The 21,503-nt window shown below is 71.3% G+C and carries 15 protein-coding genes; 9 read left to right on the plus strand and 6 right to left on the minus strand.

Translation table 11 applies throughout. The features are described 5' to 3' along the window. The first annotated feature begins 25 nt into the window (after nt 1-25). The 3 genes from K7862_RS00555 to K7862_RS00565 all read left to right on the plus strand — a co-directional run bounded on the left by K7862_RS00555 (nt 26) and on the right by K7862_RS00565 (nt 5,274). Nucleotides 26-430, plus strand: a complete 405-nt coding sequence (locus tag K7862_RS00555) for a cupin domain-containing protein (protein ID WP_222959414.1) — start codon at nt 26-28, stop codon at nt 428-430. 97 nt (nt 431-527) lie between these two features. Beyond that, nucleotides 528-1,277, plus strand: a complete 750-nt coding sequence (locus K7862_RS00560; RefSeq protein ID WP_222959415.1) for a class I SAM-dependent methyltransferase — start codon at nt 528-530, stop codon at nt 1,275-1,277. Nucleotides 1,278-1,557: 280 nt separating this feature from the next. After that, a complete protein-coding gene (locus K7862_RS00565; RefSeq protein WP_262412451.1) occupies nt 1,558-5,274 on the plus strand; it encodes a S8 family serine peptidase in 3,717 nt (1,238 codons plus the stop codon). A 122-nt stretch (nt 5,275-5,396) separates the two neighbouring features. Here K7862_RS00565 and K7862_RS00570 read toward each other — a convergent pair whose 3' ends face one another. Further along, a complete protein-coding gene (locus tag K7862_RS00570; protein WP_222959417.1) occupies nt 5,397-6,386 on the minus strand; it encodes an SLAC1 family transporter in 990 nt (329 codons plus the stop codon). A 364-nt stretch (nt 6,387-6,750) separates the two neighbouring features. On the opposite strand from K7862_RS00570, the gene K7862_RS00575 reads away from it, so the two are divergent. Both K7862_RS00575 and K7862_RS00580 read left to right on the plus strand, forming a co-directional pair. Continuing rightward, complete coding sequence (locus tag K7862_RS00575) at nt 6,751-7,782, plus strand: DUF4331 family protein (protein WP_222959418.1); 1,032 nt, start codon at nt 6,751-6,753, stop codon at nt 7,780-7,782. 57 nt (nt 7,783-7,839) lie between these two features. Continuing rightward, nucleotides 7,840-8,034 carry a hypothetical protein gene (locus tag K7862_RS00580; RefSeq protein WP_222959419.1) on the plus strand — a complete coding sequence of 65 codons (195 nt, stop codon included), beginning with the start codon at nt 7,840-7,842 and terminating at the stop codon, nt 8,032-8,034. A 67-nt stretch (nt 8,035-8,101) separates the two neighbouring features. On the opposite strand, the gene K7862_RS00585 is transcribed toward K7862_RS00580, so the two are convergent. From K7862_RS00585 to K7862_RS00600, 4 genes are all read right to left on the minus strand, one after another. Continuing rightward, entirely contained in the window at nt 8,102-8,557 is a 456-nt protein-coding gene (locus K7862_RS00585) for a VOC family protein (RefSeq protein ID WP_222959420.1), read from the minus strand. A gap of 103 nt (nt 8,558-8,660) precedes the next feature. Next, nucleotides 8,661-9,281, minus strand: a complete 621-nt coding sequence (locus K7862_RS00590) for an L-threonylcarbamoyladenylate synthase (protein ID WP_222959421.1) — start codon at nt 9,279-9,281, stop codon at nt 8,661-8,663. A 108-nt stretch (nt 9,282-9,389) separates the two neighbouring features. Beyond that, a complete protein-coding gene (locus K7862_RS00595; protein ID WP_308011768.1) occupies nt 9,390-9,641 on the minus strand; it encodes a hypothetical protein in 252 nt (83 codons plus the stop codon). A gap of 160 nt (nt 9,642-9,801) precedes the next feature. Continuing rightward, nucleotides 9,802-10,458 (minus strand): TMEM175 family protein, encoded by a 657-nt coding sequence (locus K7862_RS00600; RefSeq protein ID WP_222959422.1) that lies wholly within the window; start codon nt 10,456-10,458, stop codon nt 9,802-9,804. Between the two features lie 387 nt (nt 10,459-10,845). Here K7862_RS00600 and K7862_RS00605 point away from each other — a divergent pair, with 387 nt between their 5' ends. The 4 genes from K7862_RS00605 (at nt 10,846) to K7862_RS00620 (ending at nt 20,830) form a co-directional block, all read left to right on the plus strand. Beyond that, nucleotides 10,846-13,206, plus strand: coding sequence for a glycosyl hydrolase family 95 catalytic domain-containing protein (locus tag K7862_RS00605; protein WP_222959423.1), 2,361 nt, complete (start codon nt 10,846-10,848; stop codon nt 13,204-13,206). A gap of 592 nt (nt 13,207-13,798) precedes the next feature. Next, a complete protein-coding gene (locus K7862_RS00610; RefSeq protein WP_222959667.1) occupies nt 13,799-18,094 on the plus strand; it encodes a HAMP domain-containing protein in 4,296 nt (1,431 codons plus the stop codon). Beyond that, nucleotides 18,079-20,511, plus strand: coding sequence for a SpoIIE family protein phosphatase (locus K7862_RS00615; protein WP_372461475.1), 2,433 nt, complete (start codon nt 18,079-18,081; stop codon nt 20,509-20,511). The genes K7862_RS00610 and K7862_RS00615 overlap by 16 nt, the downstream gene beginning before the upstream one ends. A 145-nt stretch (nt 20,512-20,656) precedes the next feature. Continuing rightward, nucleotides 20,657-20,830 carry a hypothetical protein gene (locus K7862_RS00620; protein WP_222959424.1) on the plus strand — a complete coding sequence of 58 codons (174 nt, stop codon included), beginning with the start codon at nt 20,657-20,659 and terminating at the stop codon, nt 20,828-20,830. On the opposite strand, the gene K7862_RS00625 is transcribed toward K7862_RS00620, so the two are convergent. After that, complete coding sequence (locus K7862_RS00625) at nt 20,814-21,452, minus strand: class F sortase (protein ID WP_308011770.1); 639 nt, start codon at nt 21,450-21,452, stop codon at nt 20,814-20,816. The two genes, K7862_RS00620 and K7862_RS00625, sit on opposite strands and share 17 nt — an antisense overlap. Between the last annotated feature and the right edge of the window lie 51 nt (nt 21,453-21,503).

Consider the following 21,503-nt stretch of genomic DNA (forward strand, 5'->3'; position numbering starts at 1 on the left):
TGTAACAGCAGTGCACGTGCACGGGATGGAATCAGCCGACGGGACCGGACCCACCATGCTGGCGGACGTCAAGCCGCCCTTCATCCCCGAGGGCGCCTCGGGAATGACCGTCCTCGTCGAGTGGCCCCCGGGGAACCCGGGGACTCCCCCGCACCGCCACTCGGGGCCGTGCTTCGGCTACGTCATCGAGGGCGAGGTCCGCTGGGAGCTCGAAGGGGAGCCGGAGCACATCATCAAGGCCGGTGAGACCTTCTGGGAGCCGGGCGGCGACGTGATCCACTACCAGAACGGCAACGCCTCGGACGAGGTGCCCGCCAAGTACGTCGTGTTCATGATGTGCGCACCGGGCCAGCCGATGCTCACGCTGGTCGACGACGAGGAGCTGGCGCAGCGAGCCCACCTGCGCGCGCCGCGTCCCTCCGAGAGCTGACCCGGCCGCCGGGGCGGGAGCGGATCCAGCCCGCTCTCGTCCCGGCCGCGGGAAATCGCGTTGACGTCCCCCGGGCGGTGGGAAACCATCGCTGCCCATGCTGCAGAGTGAGATCTGGGACGAGCGGACCGCGCGGCGTTACGACACTCCGGGGACCGGCATGTTCGCACCGGCGGTGCTGGGGCCGACGGTGGATCGTCTCGTGGAACTCGCGGACGGCGGGCGGGCGTTGGAGCTCGCCATCGGAACCGGGCGGGTCGCGGTGCCGCTGGCGGAGCGCGGGGTACCCGTCAGCGGCATCGAGCTGTCGGAGCCGATGCTCGCCCGGCTCCGGGCGAAGGCGGACGACGCCGCTATTCCGGTCGTCGTCGGCGACATGGCCACCGCGCTCGTGCCGGGCGAGTTCCAGCTGGTCTATCTCGTCTTCAACACCATCTCCAACCTGCTCACGCAGGCCGGGCAGGTCGCCTGCTTCCGCAACGCCGCACGCCATCTCGCGCCCGGCGGCCGGTTCGTCGTGGAGCTCTGGGTCCCGGAACTGCGCAAGCTGCCGCCCGGTCAGCAGGCCGTGGTCTGGGAGAGCGCGACGGGCTACATCGGACTCGACACCTACGACGTCCTGCACCAGCAGGTCGTCTCGCACCACTTCCGCTTCGACCCGGAGGCCGGCCACGAGGCCGAGCTGTCCCGCAGCCCGCACCGCTACATCTGGCCCGCAGAACTCGACCTGATGGCCGAGCTGGCCGGAATGACCCTGGAGTCCCGGCACGCCGACTGGTCGGGCGCGGAATTCACGGCGGACTCGCGTTCCCACGTCTCGGTCTACCGCAAGCCCGGGCCGTTCTAGGCCCATACGCGCCGGAGGGCCTCGTCCCGCGGTGAGCGCGAGCCGCTCAGGACCCCCAACTGCTGTTCCGACGGCTTTCGTTGCCCTCGGTGCGGTCTGCCGTTCGGTGAGCGGACACCGGTGGAGGGATTCACGCCGTTCCATCCCGGCACGGGGCAACTGTGCCGTGGCACAACGGGGTCATGGCTCAAAGGTGCCAGGCCCCGCCCATTGTTCGCCGCTCGAAGCAGCCCCCATGATCCGGAAGTCATCCGCTCTTCAACCACATGGGGAGTCCCCCTTGGCACTCGTTCCCATCCCCCGGCCGGGACCGATCGCGCTCGCCGCGGTCGCCGCCCTGGCAGTGGGCGTCCTGCCGGCCACCGCCGCGGCGCCCGCGTCGGGACCCACGGCTCAGGCGGCGGTCACCACCGCCGCACCCCAACCGCCGGGCGGTGCAGCGCACACCGTCACCCTGATCACCGGCGACAAGGTCACCATCGGAACCGGCGCGAACGGCAGCCCCGTCAACTCCTTCGAGAGCCCGAGGGGCACGTCGGCCGGATACCACCGCGTCGTCGTCGACGGCTCGACCTACGTCTACCCCGACGCCGCCCTGCCGTACGTGGCCTCCGGCATGCTGGACAAGCAGCTGTTCAACGTCACCGGCCTGATCGCCGACGGCTACGACGACGCGCACGCCGCGCAGTTGCCGCTCATCGTCCGCTACACCGACCCCGCCGCCCGCGCCCGGACACAGCCGAAGGTGGCCGGCTCGTCGGTCGTACGCCGGCTGGACAGCGTTCAGGGCGCGGCCATCGTCCAGAACCGCGCGCAGGCCCCGGCGTTCTGGTCCGCGCTCACCGGCGGCGCGGCGGCCTCCGGTGCCCGCTCCGCGCATCCTGTCCTGGCGGGCGGCGTCGCCAAGGTCTGGCTCGACGGCCGGGTGAAGGCCGATCTGGCCGACTCGACCGCCCAGATCGGCGCGCCGCAGGTCTGGGCGCAGGGCGACACCGGCGCCGGGGTGAAGGTCGCGGTGCTCGACACCGGCGTCGACCCTGAACACCCCGACCTCGCCGGGCAGGTGGACGACACCAGCAGCTTCGTTCCCTACGAGCCGGACGCCGTCGACAGGAACGGTCACGGCACGCACGTCGCCTCGACGATCGCCGGCACCGGCGCCGCCTCCGACGGAAAGGAGCGTGGCGTGGCGCCCGGCGCCCGCCTGGAGATCGGCAAGGTGCTCAACTCCGAGGGCAGCGGGCAGGAGTCCTGGATCATCGCGGGCATGCAGTGGGCCGCGCAGGACGAGCAGGCCAAGGTCATCAGCATGAGCCTGGGCGGCGGCGGTGACGCCGGCGACCCGATGAGCCAGGCGGTCGACCAGCTCAGCCGCGACACCGGCGCCCTGTTCGTCATCGCCGCCGGCAACGGCGGCCCGCACTCGATCGGCAGCCCGGGTGCGGCGGACGCGGCGCTGACCGTCGGCGCGGTCGACTCCTCGGACCACCTCGCCGACTTCTCCAGCCAGGGACCGCGTCTGGGCGACGACGGGCTGAAGCCCGAGATCACCGCCCCCGGCGTGGACATCGTGGCGGCACGCTCGCACTACGTTCGCGGCTCCGGCTACTACACCACGATGAGCGGCACGTCGATGGCGACGCCGCACGTCGCGGGGACGGCCGCGCTGCTGGCCGCTGCCCACCCGGACTGGACGGGCACGCAGTTGAAGGAGGCGCTGGTCAGCAGCGCCAAGGCCACTCCGGACTACAGCCCGTACCAGGCGGGCGCCGGCCGGGTGGACGCCCTGGCGGCGGTGCACGCCTCGGTGTTCGCCACCACCACCGCGTTCGCCGGCTTCCACACCTGGCCGGTCGTCCCGGGGGCGACGGACGTCAGCAAGGTCGCGTACACCAATACCGGTGACGCTCCGGCCGATCTGGACCTGGCGGTCGACGCCTCGGGCGCGCCGGCCGGGCTGTTCAGCCTCTCCGACAGCCACGTCACCGTCCCGCCGCACAGCACGGCCTCGGTCGAACTGACCACGCACCTGGACCGCCTGGTGCCCGACCAGCCGGTCAGCGGCATGGTCGTGGGCACCGACGGCAGCGGCACGGTCCGCGCCCGCACGCTGATCGGCGGCGCACAGGAGGGCCAGCGCCAGAACCTGACGGTCACGGCCAAGGACCGCCTGGGCAACCCGCTGTCCGGCACGGTCATGCTGACCACGGCCAACCAGTGGACCACCCTGGACCTCGACGCGTCGGGCACGGGCGTGGCGCGGATGCCCGTCGGCAGCTACAGCGGCTGGCTCATCTCCGACGTCCAGGGCGCGAACGGGCCGCACTCGCTCGGTATGGCGCTGCTCAGCTTCAACGACGTCTCGCTCGACCAGGACCGCACCGTCACGCTCGACGCCCGCAAGGCCCGCCGGATCGTGGCCCGGGTACCCGGGCAGACCACGCCGGTCGCGCCGCGGCTGGAGGTCCTGCGGTCCTTCCCGGACAGTCTCGTCGAGACGACCATGCTGCCCAACGCGTCGTACGACAGCATCTGGGCGCTGCCCACCGGCAAGAAGGTGACCGAGGGCACCTTCGAGTTCGGCGCCCGGTTCCGGATGGAGGAGCCGGCCCTGACCCTCGCCGGCAGGTCGGGCACGTACGCCGACCCGCTGGTCAAGCGGGCGGCGGTGCCGCTGCCCGCGGGCACCAGGAAGCTGACGGCCGTCTACGCAGGTGACGGCTCGGCACTCGCCGACCGCCACGACGTACGCGGCAAGGCCGTGGTCGTGCGCGCCGACAACGTCTCGGACATCCGGCCCCAGGCGGAGGCCGCCGCCGCGGCAGGCGCCAAACTGCTCGTCGTGGTCAGCAACGGCACCGGCCGGATGGACCCCTGGGACGAGAACCCCTGGACCCCGCAGAGCGACGCCCCGGTGACCGTGGCCACGCTGAGCGCCGATCAGGGAGCCGCCCTGATCGCCGCGATCGCGCGCGGCGACAGCACACTGACGGCCGACTCGCACCCCACCACCGACTATCTCTACGACGTGGTGCACCACTGGTCCGGCGGCGTCCCGGCCGACCCGACGTGGCGCGAGACGAAGGCGACGCTGGCCCGGGTGGACGTCTCCTTCCGGAACTACCGGCAGGGCAAGGCCATGGAGTACCGCACTGACGCGTGGCACGGCTGGCTGGACGGCAACCAGCTGACCGCGCCCGCCCAGGGCGAGCGGACCGACTGGGTCACCTCCGGCCTCGACTGGACGGACGACGCCTTCATCGCCGGTGAGACCGGGCAGCACTCCATCGACATGCTGCACTACACGGCGGGCAAGCCCGCGAAGGTCACCTGGTTCGGGCCGATCGAGCGGCCCCGCATGGGCCCGGTGAACTACCAGCCGGTGCGGTACCTCGACACGATGTACATCACCGCGCCGGGCTGGGGCGATTCCGGCTCCGGGCACGTCGGGGAGGCCGGAGGCAACTTCGACGTCAAGGACTGGATGTCCCTCTACCAGGGCGACCAGCAGCTGGACTGGGGCAACGCCGAGTGGCTGCAGGTGCCCGGCCTCGCGGCGGACAGCAAACCGTACCGGCTGGTGCTCGACAACGACCGGGCGGCGTGGGCGGACCCGTACTCCACGCACACGCTGACCGAGTGGGACTTCACCTCGGCCGGCACCGGCGCCGACGCCGCGGTGGCCCTCCCCCTCATCCAGCTCGACTACGGCGTGGACACCGACACCGCGGGCCGCGCGGACCGGCATGCCGCGCTGACCGTCACGGCGTCGCAGCTGCCGGGCGTGACCGCGCTGGTGGGCAAGCCGTCCGTCGACATCTCGTACGACGACGGGGCGACCTGGCAGCACGCCGGCCTGGACCGCCACGGCGACGGCTGGCGGACGTCGCTGCACGCGCCGAAGTCGGCCGGGTTCGCCACTCTCAGGGTGACGGCCCGGGACGCCTCGGGTGACACCGTCTCGCAGACGATCACGCGGGCGTTCGGACTGCGCTGACACCCCTCGGCCGGCCCGCGTTCCCGCGGGCCGGCCGACCGCGTGCTCCCGTCCGGGGGGCGGTCTCACCCGGTGGGCGGTCTCACCCGGTGGGCGGTGTCGCCCGGTGGGCGGTGCGGCGATCAGCTCGGGACCGCCGGAGGCGCCGGGGCCGTCACGCGCGCCAGAAAGGTCCCCCGCACCAGGCCGAGCACGGTACGAACCGCCAGCGCGGCCCAGGCGCAGGTGGCCACGGCCAGCAGGACGTACGTGAGCGGCCTACGGTCCCGTACGTGCTCCAGCGCGAGCCATGACACGCCGTTGGTGAAGGCCGCGGCGTAGGAGAAGGCGAACGCCCAGTACGCCGGGCCGAAGGGCGCCTTGCGGTAGGTGGAGAACATCGACACCTGGACCAGGGCCATCAGGGCGGCGTAGCCGCCGAGCAGTTCCGCGAACAGGTCCACGTGGCCGCCGTTGATCGCGAACCAGGCGTTCCCGGCGACGACCGGAGGGGCGACCTCGATGGCGATCGTGGGCAGGAGGGGCGTGGGCAGCATCGGCTGGGTGAACAGCCGCACGAGGATGATCGACCCCAGGACCAGCCATGAGATCACGCCGTAGCCGAGCATGACGTGGGCCGCGGTCGGCCAGCCGAGGGCGGCGCAGCCGGCCGCGGCGATGAGACCACCCGCGGCCGTGGGCAGGAAGTACGCCGGGTGCCAGGTCACGAGCTGGACGTCCTCCCGGATCCACACACCGGTCAGCCAGCTCCCCACGAGCACCATCAGGCCGAGCCCGACGAGGAACACCGTCTCCCCCGCCCCCCGTGCGTGCCCGGCCAGCGCCGCGCCCAGCGGCATGAGCGTGATGGGCGCCAGCGACGTGAACGGGCCCATCGTCGGATCGGGCAGCTCCGTCCGCAGACGTCCCTGTGCCATCACGTTGCGCAGGTAGGCCGGCACCGTCACGAGCCACAGCATCGCCGAAAGGATCCAGAAGACGTCCTCCGGCCACTCCGCCACGCCCACCGTGTGCCGGGCGACGGCCCAGCACCCCGCGAGACCGGCGGTTCCGAACGCGGTCCCGAACAGATTGGGTGTCAACCGGTACCGCGACCCCTGAACCGTCGTCATTCCGCCGACACGCCTCCCTCGACCACGAACCGGACCCGCGCATACCGCGTACATCACGCATGCCGCGCAATGGGCAGAATCGTAGGGATATCGCCCGCCGCGGAGGGGGACGGCGCACAGGCGCAGCACACGAAAACCGCGGCTTGAGTGCCGGCGGCTGCGCGGGCCGCGTGCGCTGAACAGGTGCGTCGCGGTCCACGGCGGTACCGTGGACTGCGGAGAAGGACCATTTTCCGTTTCCCAGGAGCGCAGCGTCCGGGCGGGGAAACCGAGGCCTGGGCGGGAGCGGGGCGCGAGCGTGAGACGCCGCGGCCGTTCCCCGCGGCTTCGGTGTGCTTGGAGCCCGGACGCCTGGAGCCATCCCATGTCCCACCACCTCGACTCTCCCGCGGCCCGCGCGGACGCCCGGCTGAACATCTCCGACACCTACCTCTTCCGCGGTGATCGCGGAACGGTGTTCGTGATGAACGTCTGCTCCGACGCGGCGGGGCCGGACGCGCCCAAGGGCTTCCACCCCGAGGCCCAGTACGAGTTCAAGATCGACAGCACGGGTGACGCCGTCGAGAACCTGGCTTATCGCTTCACCTTCGGCCCCGCGGACGCCGACGGGACGCAGAGCTTGCAGCTGAGGCGTCTGGTGGGCGACGACGCGTCCGACGACCACGCGGAGGGCGTGCTGCTGCTGGCGGGCACCACCGGCCGCGAGGTCGCCGCGGGCAGTGGGCTGCGGGTGTGGACCGGCCGGGCCAGCGACCCGTTCTGGATGAACCCGGAGGTGGTCGAGGCCGTCGGTCACGCCTTCCAGGAGGGCACCGACGTCGACGTCCCCGCCCAGGACACCGCACAGGTCTCCAGCCTCTTCGCCGACCAGAAGATCCGCTCCATCGTGCTGGAGGTCTCCGACGCCGGCCTGCGGCCGTTCATCCGCAACGCCCGCATCGGGGTATGGACGACGACGGCCCTGGCCACCGACGCGGGCGGCTGGCACCGCATCAACCGGTGCGGTCTGCCGATGGTTTCGCCGATCTTCGCGCAGTTCGACGACGAACTGGCCGAGCAGCTGAACCAGACGGAGCCGGCCGACGATCCGCAGACGTTCCGCGACGTGATCACCGACCGCGTCGCCGCGGTGGTGGCGGCCCGCGGCACGACGGCCGACCCCCGCGGCTACGGCCGGGACGTCGCCGACCGTCTCCTCCCCGACGTCCTGCCCTATGTCATCGGCACACCGGCGGTGTTCGGCTTCGCGAAGTTCAACGGCCGCGCCCTGACGGACAACGCCGGCGAGGTCATGTTCTCCCTCACCACCGACAGCGCGCTGAGCATCGGCCTCTCCCATGACGCGGTCGACGCTCCCACGACCACGACGTTCCCGTACGTCGCCGCGGCGGCGTGACGGACCGCCCCGTGTGGATCACTTCCGCTCATCGAGGTTGTCGTTGATGATGTCCGTGTGATTCATCGCATCAGCGCTCTGGCCTCTGTCGTCGGTGTCGTCGTCGGCGTGATGCTGCTCGTCATCGGCATCAGGGACTACCGCGCCGGGGCGTCGGCCCTCTGGCCCGTGCTCGGGACCGCGGTCCTCCTCAGCGCGGTGTACAGGCTCGTCCTGGACGTGCGGGATCTGCGCGCCGGGCCGGACGCCTGACTGACGAACAGCGCCGCTCCGACCAGCGCGCCGGTCGTGGCCCGGCACGCATCCCGATCGCATCCGCCTAGACGACGTCGAATTCGTTGCCCTCGGGATCCTGCAACTGGACGGCGTAGTGCTCCATCTCCGGCGCGTCCGAGATCCGCACCACGCCGGCGCCCGCCTTGACCAGTCTTTCCACCGTGGCCGTGACCCGCTGCCTGCGGATCGCCAACGGGACGTCGCGGCCGCCGCCGACCTTGAGATCGAGGTGGATGCGGTTCTTGATGGTCTTGGACTCCGGAACGTGCTGGAACCACACCCGGGGCCCCTGCCCCGCGGGATCGACGATCGACTCCGGGAGGTCGCCCGCGCCGGGCGGCAGCTCGTCCTCGGGTACGCCCATGTCCTCCCAGTACGCCCGCCACGTCGCATGACCGCCCGGCGGCGGTTCGGGCACGTACCCCAGCGCCTCGCTCCAGAACGCCACGAGCCTCCGGGGGTCGGCGCAGTCGATCGTCAGTTGCAGCGTCATCTCCATGACCAGAGCCTGGCAGAGGCCTCTGACACTCGTGCCGGACCGATCCGCACTTGGCGGTCGACTCGACGGGGAGCCCACGGCACCCGGTGGTCCGGAGTCCCGGCTACTCGAACCGCGCGGTGGGTCCCGCCCCGCGGCGCAGGATCTCGGCCTCACCGTCGGAGAAGTCGACGACGGTCGTGGGTTCGGTGCCGCAGTCACCCGAGTCGACGACCGCGTCCACCACGTGGTCGAGCCGCTCCTTGATCTCCCAGCCCTGTGTCAGCGGCTCGGCCTCGTCGGGCAGCAGCAGCGTGCTGGAGACCAGCGGCTGGCCGAGCTCGGCGAGCAGGGCCTGCGTCACGATGTGATCGGGGATGCGGACGCCGACGGTCCTCTTCTTCGGGTGCAGCAGTTGGCGCGGCACCTCCTTCGTCGCCGGAAGGATGAACGTGTAGCTGCCCGGCGTCGCCGCCTTGATCGCCCGGAAGACGTCGTTGTCGATCTGCACGAACTGGCCGAGCTGAGCGAAGTTCTGGCAGACGAGGGTGAAGTGGTGCCGGTCGTCGAGGTTCCGGATGGACCGGATGCGGTCGATCCCGTCGCGGTTGCCCAACTGGCACCCCAGCGCGTAGCAGGAGTCCGTGGGGTACGCGACCAGCGCACCGGACCGGATGCTGTCGGCCACCGCGCTGATGCTGCGAGGCTGAGGGTTCTGCGGATGTACGTCGAAGTATCGTGCCACCGGCCCAGCCTAGGGCGGCTTTCCCCGATCGGCGTCCATCGGTCAACCGTTTCGGAGCACCGTCCCCCTCACGTGGCCCTCCCCGCGGCGGCGCTCTCGCTCGCCCGCCTACTCGTCCCGCCCGCCGTACTTCGCCTCGATCAGCCGCACCCTCGCCGCCTCGAGCCTGACGTCGTAGTCCGGCATGAAGATCTCCGCCAGGGTCGTTTCCAGCGTGCCGGAGATGGCGTGCAACGGCGACCAGACGGCCCGGTCGTTCACGATCCCGTCGAGCTCCCCGGACCGCTCCACTTCGAAGAACCAGTGGGACAGCACGAACGCCTGGTCCCGCGACAGCTTGATGGTCACTGCGTCGTCCACCCGGGCAACGTATCGACTCAGGGCGAGACCTGCCCACGGTTTTCATGCGGCACCGGGCCCGTTCAGTACAGGGACGGGCTCGGCCGGCGACGAGCGGTCGATGGGCGAGCCGGCCCCACGCCCTACTCGGCAACCCTTCCCCCCGAAGCCCGAGGCACCTTCACGCCGCTTCCTCCTCCTCCGCCACCACACTCGAGCTGCTGAGGAAATAGAAGGCCGGGAGCAGGACGAAGACGGCGAGCGCGATCAGCGGGGTCACGAGCGCGCCCAGCACTCCGGCGGCCACGTACAGCACCATCCCGACCCACGAACGGCTCACACCGCTGCGGACGTAGGCGGACTCCACGGAGTCGTCGAGGAGTTCGGGGTGGCGGCCCAGGTGGACGTAGAGCGATGTCCAGCTCAGGCACATCGCCGCCGAGATGCCCGCGTAGAGGGCGACGGCCACCCGGGCGTCCTTCCCCGTGAGGTCCTCGCCGAGCGCTTCGGAGACCACGGCGGTCGGGAACGCAAGTGCCGACGTGGTCATCAGCAGGAAGAAGTTGGCCGCGTGCAGCCCGCGGTCCATCGTCCGGATCCCCATGAAGATCTGGTGGTGGTTGAGCCAGATCACGGCGATGTAGCTGAACGAGGCCACGTAGCCCAGGTATGCGGGCCACAGATGCCCGAGTGCCCGCCCGAGTCCGCCCGGGGGGTGCGCGGGCGTGGCGAGGTCGAGGACGAGGATGGTGACCGCGATGGCGAAGACGCCGTCGCTGAAGGCCTCCGTGCGGGAGGTCGTGGACCGGACAAGGGGCCGAACGGGCACACGGGGCATGGCATTCCTGGTTCTTGCGGTCCGGACGGAAGGATGCAGCCCACGGCGGAGACGGGTTCGCGGTCCGGTGAGGGGAGCGGGTTCGTCCCCGAGTGTCCCGAACCGCGGGCCTCACGCTTCGACGCCGCGCGGAACGGCAGGCATCACCGGCGGCCAGTGACTCGACATCGCCCTGGCCTCCGGTCGTCGTCACGACCGATGAGCCATCGGACCTTAGGGGTTCACGCATCGGCTGAATGGTCGTCATACACCCACGAATTACCCCTGGATGAAAATCAACTGCCCAGACAGATCGGATGACTTGGCTGTTCGACCCGTTGACGCGACCCAATAATTGTGAATAGTTGGCGACGACAATCCCCGCACGTCCTGCGAAGGGACCCTGCCGTGCCCGCTTCCTCTCGTCGCGACTTCCTCCGCCTCACCGGCGCCGTCGGCGGCGGCGTCGCGCTCGCCTTCCAGCCGTTCGCCGCGCACGCCGACCCGGTCCGCCCGGCGAACGTGGAGATCGTGCCGGAAGGCAAGGCCACCACGATCTGGTACCGCTCACCCGCCACCGAGGCGAACATCATTCAGGAGGCCCTCCCCGTCGGCAACGGCCGGATCGGCGCCCTGGTCGGCTGCGACCCGGCCGACGACTTCGTGTACCTCACCGACGGATCGCTCTGGACCGGCGGCCGCAACGACACCCCGACCGACGACGGCCAACTGCCGTACGGCAGGGATGACTTCGGGAGCTTCGGGCTGCTCGCCCAGCTGCACATCGCGATGCCCGCCCACGCGGGCGACGCGGTGACCGACTACCGCCGTCAACTCGACCTGAGCAACGGCGTGGTGTCCGCCGACTACCGGTACCGCGGCGTGCGGTACCGGCGCGAGGTGTACGCCAGCCATCCGGACGACGTGGTCGTCGTCCGGCTCACCGGGGACGGCCCGCACACCGGCACGATCTCGCTGGCCGGCACGCACGGCGAGACCACGTCGGCCGGCGACGCCCACCTGTCGATCTCCGCGGCCCTGGAGAACGGCCTGCGCTACGCCGCCGCGGTGACCGCGGTCAGTTCCACCGGCCGGATACGCCTCGACGGCGACACCATCGCGTTCGACGGCTGCCGCGACGTGCTGATCGTGCTCTGCGGCGGCACCGACTACTCCCCCGACTCCACGCAGGGCTACCGCGCCGCCTCGACCGATCCGCTCGCGGTCGCCCGCGGCAAGGTGGCCGCCGCCGCCAAGGTGTCCGGCACGAAGCTGCTGACCACCCATGTCGCCGACTACCAGCGGCTGTACAACCGGTTCGCGATCGACCTGGGCGAGTCCTCCGCCCTGCAGCGGTCGCTGGACTCGTGGTCGCGGATCGCGGTGCGGTACACCGACAAGTCGACGCCGGACCCCGAACTGGAGGCGACGTACGTCCAGTACGGGCGCTACCTCACCATCACCGGCTCCCGTGACTGGCTCCCGATGAACCTGCAGGGCATCTGGGTGCACAACAACACACCCGACTGGTACGCGGACTACCACACCGACATCAACGTCCAGATGGCCTACTGGCTTGCGGACCCCGCCGGACTGGGCGAGAACGCCCGCGCCCTCGCCGAGTACTGCGTCTCCCAGCTGCCGGTCTGGACCGACGTCACGAAGCGGCTGTTCAACAGCGACAAGAACAGGTTCCGCAACAGCAGCGGGAAGATCGCCGGGTGGGCGGTCGCGTTCTCCACCAACATCTACGGCGGCAGCGGCTGGGTCTGGCACCCCTCGGGCAACGCCTGGCTGTGCAACTCGCTGTGGCGGCACTACGAGTACAGCCAGGACCAGGACTACCTGGAGCTGATCTACCCGGTGCTCAAGGGCGCGGCCGAGTTCTGGCAGGCCCGCCTGATCACCACGACCGTCACCGGGTCCGACGGCACCAGCCGTGAGGTCCTGATCGACGACACGGCCTGGTCGCCGGAGCACGGCCCGGACGCCAAGGGCAACACCTACGGGCAGGAACTGGTGTGGGAGCTCTTCGAGGAGTTCCAGCAGGCCTCCGCGACGCTGCACCGCGACGCGGACCTGGCGGCCGACCTCGCCGCCAAGCAGGCCAGGCTCTACCTGCCGCAGGTCAGCCCGAAGTCCGGCTGGCTCGAGGAGTGGATGAGCCCGGACAACCTCGGTGAGACCACGCACCGCCACCTGTCCCCGCTGATCGGTTTCTACCCCGGCGACCGGATCAACACCGACACCAGCCCCTCCGCGCTGATCGACGGCGTCCGGGCGCTGCTCACCGCCCGCGGCATGGACTCGTTCGGCTGGGGCTGTGCGTGGCGGTCCCTGTGCTGGGCGCGCCTGAAGGACGCGGACAAGGCGTACCAGCTCTATCTGACCGTGCTGCGTCCGTCGATGAACAACGGCAACGGCACGTCGGCCAACTGGTTCGACATGTACAGCCAGGGCAGTTACACGATCTTCCAGATCGACGCCAACCTCGGCGGTTCCACCGCTGCGCTGGAGATGGTCCTCTACTCACGTCCGGGTGTCATCGAGTTGCTGCCGGCCCTGCCGGGCGCCTGGGCCGCGAAGGGTTCGGTGCGCGGCGCGGGGGCACGAGGAGGCTTCACCGTCGACTTCGCGTGGCGCGACGGCAAGGCGACCACGGCCACGATCCACAGCATGGGCGGGACGGCCACCGAACTGCGCGCCGGCGCCTTCCGGAAGCAGATCAGCATGAAGGCGGGCGAGTCCGTCACCGTGCGGATTCCCTGAGATATCCGGCAGAGAGGACGGCGTGGGCGCGACTCGGGTCGCCCCCGTCGTCCTGCCGCGTTCCCGACCGCCCGCGTCCGGCACGCGGCTGCTCCCTCGACGGGCGGCCGAGCTCGTCCACCCCACCGCCCGCGGCCGCGCAAGGACGGCCGCGGGCGACCGGATCACGGCGGACCTGCGGTCCCGCCACGCCGGGCGGACCGGAGCCGAGGCTTATGCGGAGCTCGTGCAGTCCTTCCAGGACGTCGTGGGGCAGCGGCGCCGTACCGCGGGTGACCTCGCCGCCGACGGACCCGACGCCCCGGGATCCCGCCGGCCCGCCCCTCCGTCCCCGCGGCTGGGACCGGTGTGCATCAGGGTGCCCGTGGGCTTCCTTCGGCCAAAAGTCCGTCCGGTGGGACGGGTGAGAAAGCACACCGGCATCCATTGGCGATCGCTGGGTACCCTCGTGGACGGCGATTTCGGTCGTCCGGATCATGGGGGAAGGCCGTCGCACTCCTTCGTCTGCCGCGCCGGTCCACGGTGCCGGCTCGGTGTGGCCGTTGAGAGGAACGTTGTGATGGGTGGAACCACGGCGAGCGGTACGGGTGGCATGAGCGCGACGCGCTCGCGTACGGCGGCGCGGGCCGGTGAGGCGGAGCTGCGGCAGTTGCTGGCCGGGCTGACCGCCGTCCGCGACGGCGACTTCGGGATAAGGCTCCCGGACGGGGCCGACGGCCTGATGGGCGAGATCGCCGACGTGTTCAACGGCATGACCGACCAGTTGTCGCTGTTCACCTCCGAGGTCACGCGTGTGGCGCGGGAGGTCGGCACGGAGGGCCGGCTGGGCGGCCAGGCCGACGTGCCGGGGGTGTCGGGGACGTGGAAGGACCTCACCGACTCGGTGAACGCGATGGCCGGCAACCTGACCACGCAGGTCCGGGACATCGCGCAGGTCGCCACGGCGGTCGCGAAGGGCGACCTGTCGCAGAAGATCGACGTCGCGGCACAGGGCGAGATCCTCGCGCTGAAGAACACCGTCAACACCATGGTCGACCAGCTCTCCTCCTTCGCCGCGGAAGTCACCCGCGTCGCCCGCGAGGTCGGCACCGAAGGCCGACTCGGCGGACAGGCCCAGGTCGGAGGCGTCGCCGGCGTCTGGCGCGACCTCACCGACTCCGTCAACTTCATGGCCGGCAACCTCACCGACCAGGTCCGCTCCATCGCGCAGGTGACCACCGCGGTCGCCGAGGGCGACCTGTCGCAGAAGATCGACGTCGCCGCGCAGGGCGAGATCCTCGCGCTGAAGAACACCGTCAACACCATGGTCGACCAGCTCTCCTCCTTCGCCGCGGAAGTCACCCGCGTCGCCCGCGAGGTCGGCACCGAAGGCCGACTCGGCGGACAGGCCCAGGTCGGAGGCGTCGCCGGCGTCTGGCGCGACCTCACCGACTCCGTCAACTTCATGGCCGGCAACCTCACCGACCAGGTCCGCTCCATCGCCCAGGTCGCCACCGCGGTCGCCGAGGGCGACCTGTCGCAGAAGATCCGGGTGGACGCCCGCGGGGAGATCCTGGAACTGAAGGAGACCATCAACACGATGGTCGACCAGCTCTCCTCCTTCGCCGACGAGGTGACCCGCGTCGCCCGCGAGGTCGGCACCGAGGGCAACCTCGGTGGGCAGGCCCGGGTCCGCGGTGTCTCGGGCACCTGGAAGGACCTGACGGACAACGTCAACGTCATGGCGTCCAACCTCACCGGTCAGGTGCGGTCCATCGCCCAGGTCGCCACCGCGGTCGCCCGCGGTGACCTCTCCCGGAAGATCACCGTCGAGGCCAAGGGCGAGGTCGCCGCGCTCGCCGATGTGATCAACACGATGGTGGACACGCTGTCCGCGTTCGCCGACGAGGTCACCCGGGTCGCCCGCGAGGTCGGCACCGAAGGCATCCTCGGCGGGCAGGCGCGCGTGCCGAACGTCGCCGGCACGTGGAAGGACCTCACCGACAACGTCAACTCCATGGCCAACAACCTGACCGGCCAGGTGCGCAACATCGCCCAGGTCACCACCGCGGTGGCCAACGGCGACCTCACCCGCAAGATCGACGTGGACGCCCGCGGCGAGATCCTGGAGCTGAAGACGACCATCAACACCATGGTCGACCAGCTCTCCTCCTTCGCCGCGGAGGTCACCCGCGTCGCCCGCGAGGTCGGCAGTGAGGGGCGCCTGGGCGGCCAGGCCGAGGTCGAGGGCGTGTCGGGGACGTGGAAGCGGCTGACCGAGAACGTCAACGAACTGGCCGGCAACCTCACCCGGCAGGTCCGGGCGATCGCGGAGGTGACGAGCGCGGTCGCCGAGGGCGACCTGACCCGTTCCATCACGGTGGACGCGTCCGGGGAGGTCGCCGACCTCAAGGACAACATCAACGCCATGGTCGGTTCGCTGCGCGTCTCGACCCGCGCCAACCAGGAGCAGGACTGGCTCAAGTCCAACCTGGCGCGGATCTCCGGCATGATGCAGGGGCACCGGGACCTGCCCATGGTGGCGGATCTGATCATGCGCGAACTGACGCCGCTGGTGAAGGCGCAGTTCGGCGCCTTCTACCTGGTGGCCGACGGGTCGGCGTCCTCCGGTGACGGTCCTGGCTCGCAGGAGCTGGTGCGGATCGGGGCGTACGGCCCGGCCGACGCGGACGGCGAGGAGGCCGGCGGCGGCCGGCGTTTCGTGTTCGGCCAGTCCCTGGTCGGCCAGGCCGCGGTGAGCCGGCAGACGATCACGGTGGAGGACGTGCCCGCCGGGTACGCGACGATCTCCTCCGGCTACGGCAGCAGCGATCCCGCCGCGCTGATCATGCTGCCGCTGGTGTTCGAGGACCAGGTGCTCGGCGTCATCGAACTGGCCTCCGTGCACTCGTTCACCGGTGTGCAGCGCGACTTCCTCGAGCAGCTGCGCGAGACTCTCGGCGTCAACGTGAACACCATCGTCGCCAACGCCCGCACCGATGAGCTGCTGGAGGAGTCGCAGCGGCTGACCGCCGAACTCCAGGCCCGCTCGCAGGAGTTGCAGGCGCGCCAGGAGGAGCTGCAGCGCTCCAACGCCGAACTGGAGGAGAAGGCGGCGCTGCTGGCCGCCCAGAACCGCGACATCGAGACCAAGAACCTGGAGATCGAGCAGGCCCGCCAGGAGCTGGAGACCCGCGCCCAGGAGTTGTCCCTGGCGTCCAAGTACAAGTCGGAGTTCCTGGCCAACATGAGCCACGAGCTGCGGACACCGCTCAACAGCCTGCTGATCCTGGCGCAGTTGCTCGCGCAGAACCCGGGGCGCAACCTCACCGTCAAGCAGGTGGAGTTCGCCGAGATCATCCACTCCGCCGGCTCGGACCTGCTGCAGCTCATCAACGACATCCTCGACCTGTCCAAGGTCGAGGCCGGGAAGATGGACATCGCGCCCGAGAAGGTGCCGCTGCGCCGCCTCCTGGAGTACGTCGAGGCGACGTTCCAGCCGATGACGAGCCAGAAGGGCCTCGGGTTCGACGTCGTCACCGCGCCGGGACTGCCGTCGACGCTGCTCACCGACGACGCGCGGCTGCGCCAGGTCCTGCGCAACCTCCTGTCGAACGCCGTGAAGTTCACCGAGTCGGGACGCGTGGAGCTGCGGATCGAGCCCGCTGACGGCGCCGAACTGCCCGCCGCCGTCGGACGGCACGGCGCGGCCATCGCACTGCGGGTCGTGGACACCGGCATCGGCATCGCCCCCGGTCAACTGGAGGCGATCTTCGGGGCGTTCCAGCAGGCGGACGGCACGACCAGCCGCAAGTACGGCGGCACCGGCCTGGGTCTGTCGATCAGCCGCGAGATGGCCTTCCTGCTCGGCGGCTCCATCTCCGTCACCAGCACACCCGGCAAGGGCAGCACGTTCACGCTGTACCTGCCCATCGCCCGCCCAGACTTCCAGGAGACGGCCCCCGGGGAGGCGGGCGGCGCCACGTCGGCGCCGCCGGTGCCGGAGAGCCAGCCGGCCGTCCCGCGCGAGGGCGACGACACACCCGCGCCGCGCACCCGGCGGGTGCTGGTGATCGAGGACCTGCCGCGCGGCCTGCTCTCGATGGTCGCCGAGAGCGCGCGGGCGAATCTGATGGACACCGGCGTGCCCAGCACGGTCGAGGTGGCCACCGCCGTCAACGCCGAGGAGGCGGCCGCGGCGCTGGCCGCGCGTCCCTGCCACCTCGTCGTCCTCGACCTCGACCTGGCCGGCGGGGCGGCGATGCGGTTCGTCGAGACCATGGACGCCGATCCGGCGCTGCCCACCACCCCGGTGCTGGTCCACAGCAGCCGCCGTCTGGACGCGGACCAGGAACGCACCCTGCAGGCCTGGTCGGCCGCCCGCCCCCTGGAGGTGCTGGCAGGCCTGGACGAACTGCGTGAGCGGATCGCCCTGCACCTGTCCGCCGAGCGGCCGGCCGACGTGCCGTCCCTCATGCGGGCCGAACGGGCCGTGCAGCTCGCACCCGCCAGGGGCGGCTCGGACGACCCCGCACTGGCCGGACGCACCGCACTGGTCGTGGACGACGACGCCCGCAACCTCTACGCCATCACCGGCATCCTGGAACTGCAGGGCATGCAGGTCATCCACGCGGAGAACGGGCGCGCCGGCATCGAGGCGCTCGCCGCGCACCCGGACATCGACGTGGTCCTGATGGACGTGATGATGCCGGAGATGGACGGCTACGCGGCCACGGCGGCGATCCGGGCGATGCCGCAGTACGCCTCGCTGCCCATCCTGGCGGTCACCGCCAAGGCGATGCCGGGCGATCAGGAGAAGAGCATGGCCTCGGGCGCGAGCGACTACGTCACCAAGCCCGTCGACGCCAACGACCTCGTGACCCGGCTGCGCACCTGGCTGGCCCAGTGACCGACGACACCCGGGACCAGGAGAGCCCGGATCAGGGCGTGGGCCGCCTCGCGGCGACCGTCGCGCGGCTGCAGGAACAGGTGCGCCAGGCACATCTGGCCGCCGAGGGTCAGGCGCTGCTGCAGATGGCCACCGGCGTGCTCGTCGAGCGCCTCAAGTGCGGACCGGCCGCCGCGGCCCGGCATCTCGCCGAGCTCGCGGCCAGTACCGGCATGCCCGCGCTCGAGCTGGCCGTGGACATCATCAACCAGGCCGCGCAGGACGAACTCACCCAGGTCGCCCGGGACTTCCTGGACGGCCTGGCCGGTGCGGACGCGCCGGCCGGGTCCCAGGCCGGCGGCAGCGCCGCCGCGTCCTCGGCCGCCGTCCGCCTGCGCACCGCGGAGACCGGGACGCTCCTGAAGGACAACTGCCGGATCGTCGCGCAGTCGATCCTGGAACACGCGCTGAGCCCGCTGGGCGCGAACGCGGTCGCCATCTGGGCCACCGGACCGGGCGCGTCGCTCCAGCTCGTCGGCCACGCCGGCATCCCCGACGTCGAAGCCGAACAGTGGTACCACGTGCCGCCGGGCGTCCTGACGCCCGCACGGCAGGCGCTGACCAGCCGCCGCTCGGTGTGGCTGCCCGTCCTGTCCGAATCCGCGGTGCCGTCCGTGGGGCATCGCACCATGCCCGACGGCGGGCGGGTCGCCGTGCCCGCCGAGGCCAGTGGCCGCGTCCTGGGCGTTCTGGAGATCTGCTGGCCGAACCGCCTGGAGCCGCAGCCCCCGCAGATCCACCGCCAGATCGAGGCGCTCGCCGAGATCGTCGCCCACACCCTCAGCAGCGGCTCCGGGCCCGGCGCGGACAGCGAACCGGCGCGCAGCGACGCGGAGTTGATCGACCTGATCAACGGAGTGCACGAACCGATCCTGCTGCTCGTCCCGCACCTGGACGGCACCGGCCGGCTCCTGGACTTCCGTATCGCGCACACCAATCCGCACTTCGTCGACCCTGCCGGCCGTCCCCGCAGCGCCGTCAACGGCGCGCTCCTGCTGGAGGCGTACCCGGTCATGGCCGGGGAGCACGGCCTGCTCGACATCATCGAGCGCGTCTACGCCACCGGCGAGCCGTTCCGCGACACGGCCATGCCGCTGAACGCCGCCGTCGGCCAGGTGCACGTTCCGACCATCGCCGACGTCAGCGTCACCCGCCACCACGGAAGCATCCTGCTCGTGTGGCGCATCGAGGACGAGGCCGCCCGCCTCGCCAACCTCCTGCAGCACGCCCAGCGTCTGGGCCGCATCGGCGGCTTCGAGGAGGACCTCGTCACCGGCCGTGTGACGTGGAACAGCCAACTGCACGATCTCTACGGGCTGCCGCCGACAGCGGTCCCCGTCTCCCTGGAACGCCTCGCCGCGCACACCCACCCGGACGACGCGCCGGCCATCGGGCGGTTCCTGCGCACCCTGCTGCACCACCGCAAGCCCGCCTCCGCGGCGTTCCGGCTCCAGCGCCCGGACGGGATCGTCCGTCACGTGCGCGTCGTGGCGGAGCCCGTGCTCGACGCCGCCCAGCGCCTGGTCTCCGTGCGGGGCGCCTACCAGGACATCTCCACCCAGCACTGGACCGAGGTGGCGCTCACCGCAACCCGCGACCAGCTCGCGCAGAGCGAACAGCAGACGGCCGAGCGCAACCGCATCGCACGGCAGCTCCAGCACGCGATCATGCCGCCCGCCCACGCCCCGCTGAGCGCCCGCGGCCTGGCTGTGGCGGTGCGGTACCGGCCCGCGGAGGACGAGCACCTGGTCGGCGGCGACTGGTACGACGCCGTCATGCTGCCCTCACGGCAGATCCTGCTGTCCGTGGGGGACGTCGCCGGGCACGGCATCGACGCCGCCACCGGCATGGTCGCCCTGCGCAACGCGCTGCGCGGCCTGGCGGCGACCGGTGCGGGCCCGGGCCAGATCCTCACCTGGCTCAACATCGTCGCCCACCATCTGACCGAGGACGTCACCGCCACCGCCGTCTGCGGACTGTTCGACCCGGACACCCGCGAACTGACCTGGGCGCGTGCCGGCCATCTCCCGCCCCTGCTGGTACGCGACGGCCGGGCCGAGCATCTGCCGCTGACGAAGGGCATCCTGCTGGGGGCGACGGGCGAGGCGGCGTACGAGGAGCAGCGCTTCCGGCTCGACCCGGGCGACACCCTGCTGATGTACACCGACGGCCTGATCGAGCGACGGGACCGTTCCCTTCCGGACACCCTGGAGCAGCTGCTCGACGCCTCCATGCATCCGTCGGCGAGCCTCGACGAGCACCTCGATCACCTGCTGACGCACAGCAGTTCCGACACCGACGACGACACCTGCATCATCGGCGTCCGCCTCGCCGCGGCCTCCACCCCGGGCGACGCCGCCACGATCGTCACCGGCTGACGCTCCCCCGCCCGCGGCGAAGCACGCGACTCCGCCGCGGGCGCCGGGGGGACGGAGGTGACATGTGCCGACTCCGGGGCAGCGGAGAGGAGAGGGGCCCGAACCCTCGGCCCGTCTTTGGCGCACCGTCTGATCGGAGGGCGGCATGGGACCGATGCTCAACTCGGCCGTGGTGCCGAGCAGTCAGGGCACCCACCTCCCCGGGTGGGCCGTCGCGGTCTTCGTCGCGCTCTGGGTGGTCGTCGGCGTCTTCGTCATCACCCAACTCGTGCGGCGCCGACGGCGACGCGGCCGGCCGCCGTCTACGTCCGGGCGGTGAGGGTGGCGTAGACGATGATGTTGTCCGGGTGGTGGCCGTCGGTGAGGGTGCCGCCGCAGGTGATGAGGCGCAGTTGCGGGGTGCTGGTGTTGCCGTAGACCTGCTGGGTGGGAAAGGCCGTCTTGCTGACCTGTTGCAGGCCGGTGACGGAGAAGACCGCGCGGGTGCCGTCGGCGCGCAGGACGGTGATGCGGTCGCCCGGCTTGATACGGGTGACGTCGCGCAGGACGGCCGGGCCTTCGACGGTGTCCAGGTGGCCGACGAGGATCGCCGGGCCCCGCTGGCCGGGTGTGACGCCGCCCGTGTACCAGCCGATGCGGTCGGCCTGGTCCACGGACGGGACCTGGAGTGTGCCGTCGGCGTTCAGGCCGAGGCGCACCACGGGTCCGGTGTCGACGCCGGCTGCGGGGACGGTGACCCGGACGGGCGCCGAGGCCGGCATCGCCGCGCTGCTCGCCTGCTCGGGGCGGGGGGCGCGGGTGGCGGCCGGAGGAAGGTTCGCCGCGGTGGTGCTCCGCGGGTGGCCGCTGCCGCAGGCCGTGACGAGGGTCGCCAGGGACAGGGCGAGCAACAAGGTGGTCGGGCGGTGCCGCCGGGTGCGCGGCGTGGCGGGAGACTGCACGGTGGGCTCCTGGGAATGCCGGGGCCGGGCGGCCCGCCGGAAGTGCGCGGG

The organism is Actinacidiphila acidipaludis (assembly GCF_019890725.1).
Lineage (GTDB): Bacteria > Actinomycetota > Actinomycetes > Streptomycetales > Streptomycetaceae > Actinacidiphila > Actinacidiphila acidipaludis.

Bases quoted from the DNA above. Each gene is read 5' to 3' on its own strand.
- K7862_RS00555 (WP_222959414.1), top strand. From the start codon at position 26: ATGGAATCAGCCGACGGGACCGGACCCACCATGCTGGCGGACGTCAAG.
- K7862_RS00560 (WP_222959415.1), top strand. From the start codon at position 528: ATGCTGCAGAGTGAGATCTGGGACGAGCGGACCGCGCGGCGTTACGAC.
- K7862_RS00570 (WP_222959417.1), bottom strand. From the start codon at position 6,386: ATGACGACGGTTCAGGGGTCGCGGTACCGGTTGACACCCAATCTGTTC.
- K7862_RS00575 (WP_222959418.1), top strand. From the start codon at position 6,751: ATGTCCCACCACCTCGACTCTCCCGCGGCCCGCGCGGACGCCCGGCTG.
- K7862_RS00585 (WP_222959420.1), bottom strand. From the start codon at position 8,557: ATGGAGATGACGCTGCAACTGACGATCGACTGCGCCGACCCCCGGAGG.
- K7862_RS00600 (WP_222959422.1), bottom strand. From the start codon at position 10,458: ATGCCCCGTGTGCCCGTTCGGCCCCTTGTCCGGTCCACGACCTCCCGC.
- K7862_RS00610 (WP_222959667.1), top strand. From the start codon at position 13,799: ATGAGCGCGACGCGCTCGCGTACGGCGGCGCGGGCCGGTGAGGCGGAG.
- K7862_RS00620 (WP_222959424.1), top strand. From the start codon at position 20,657: ATGGGACCGATGCTCAACTCGGCCGTGGTGCCGAGCAGTCAGGGCACC.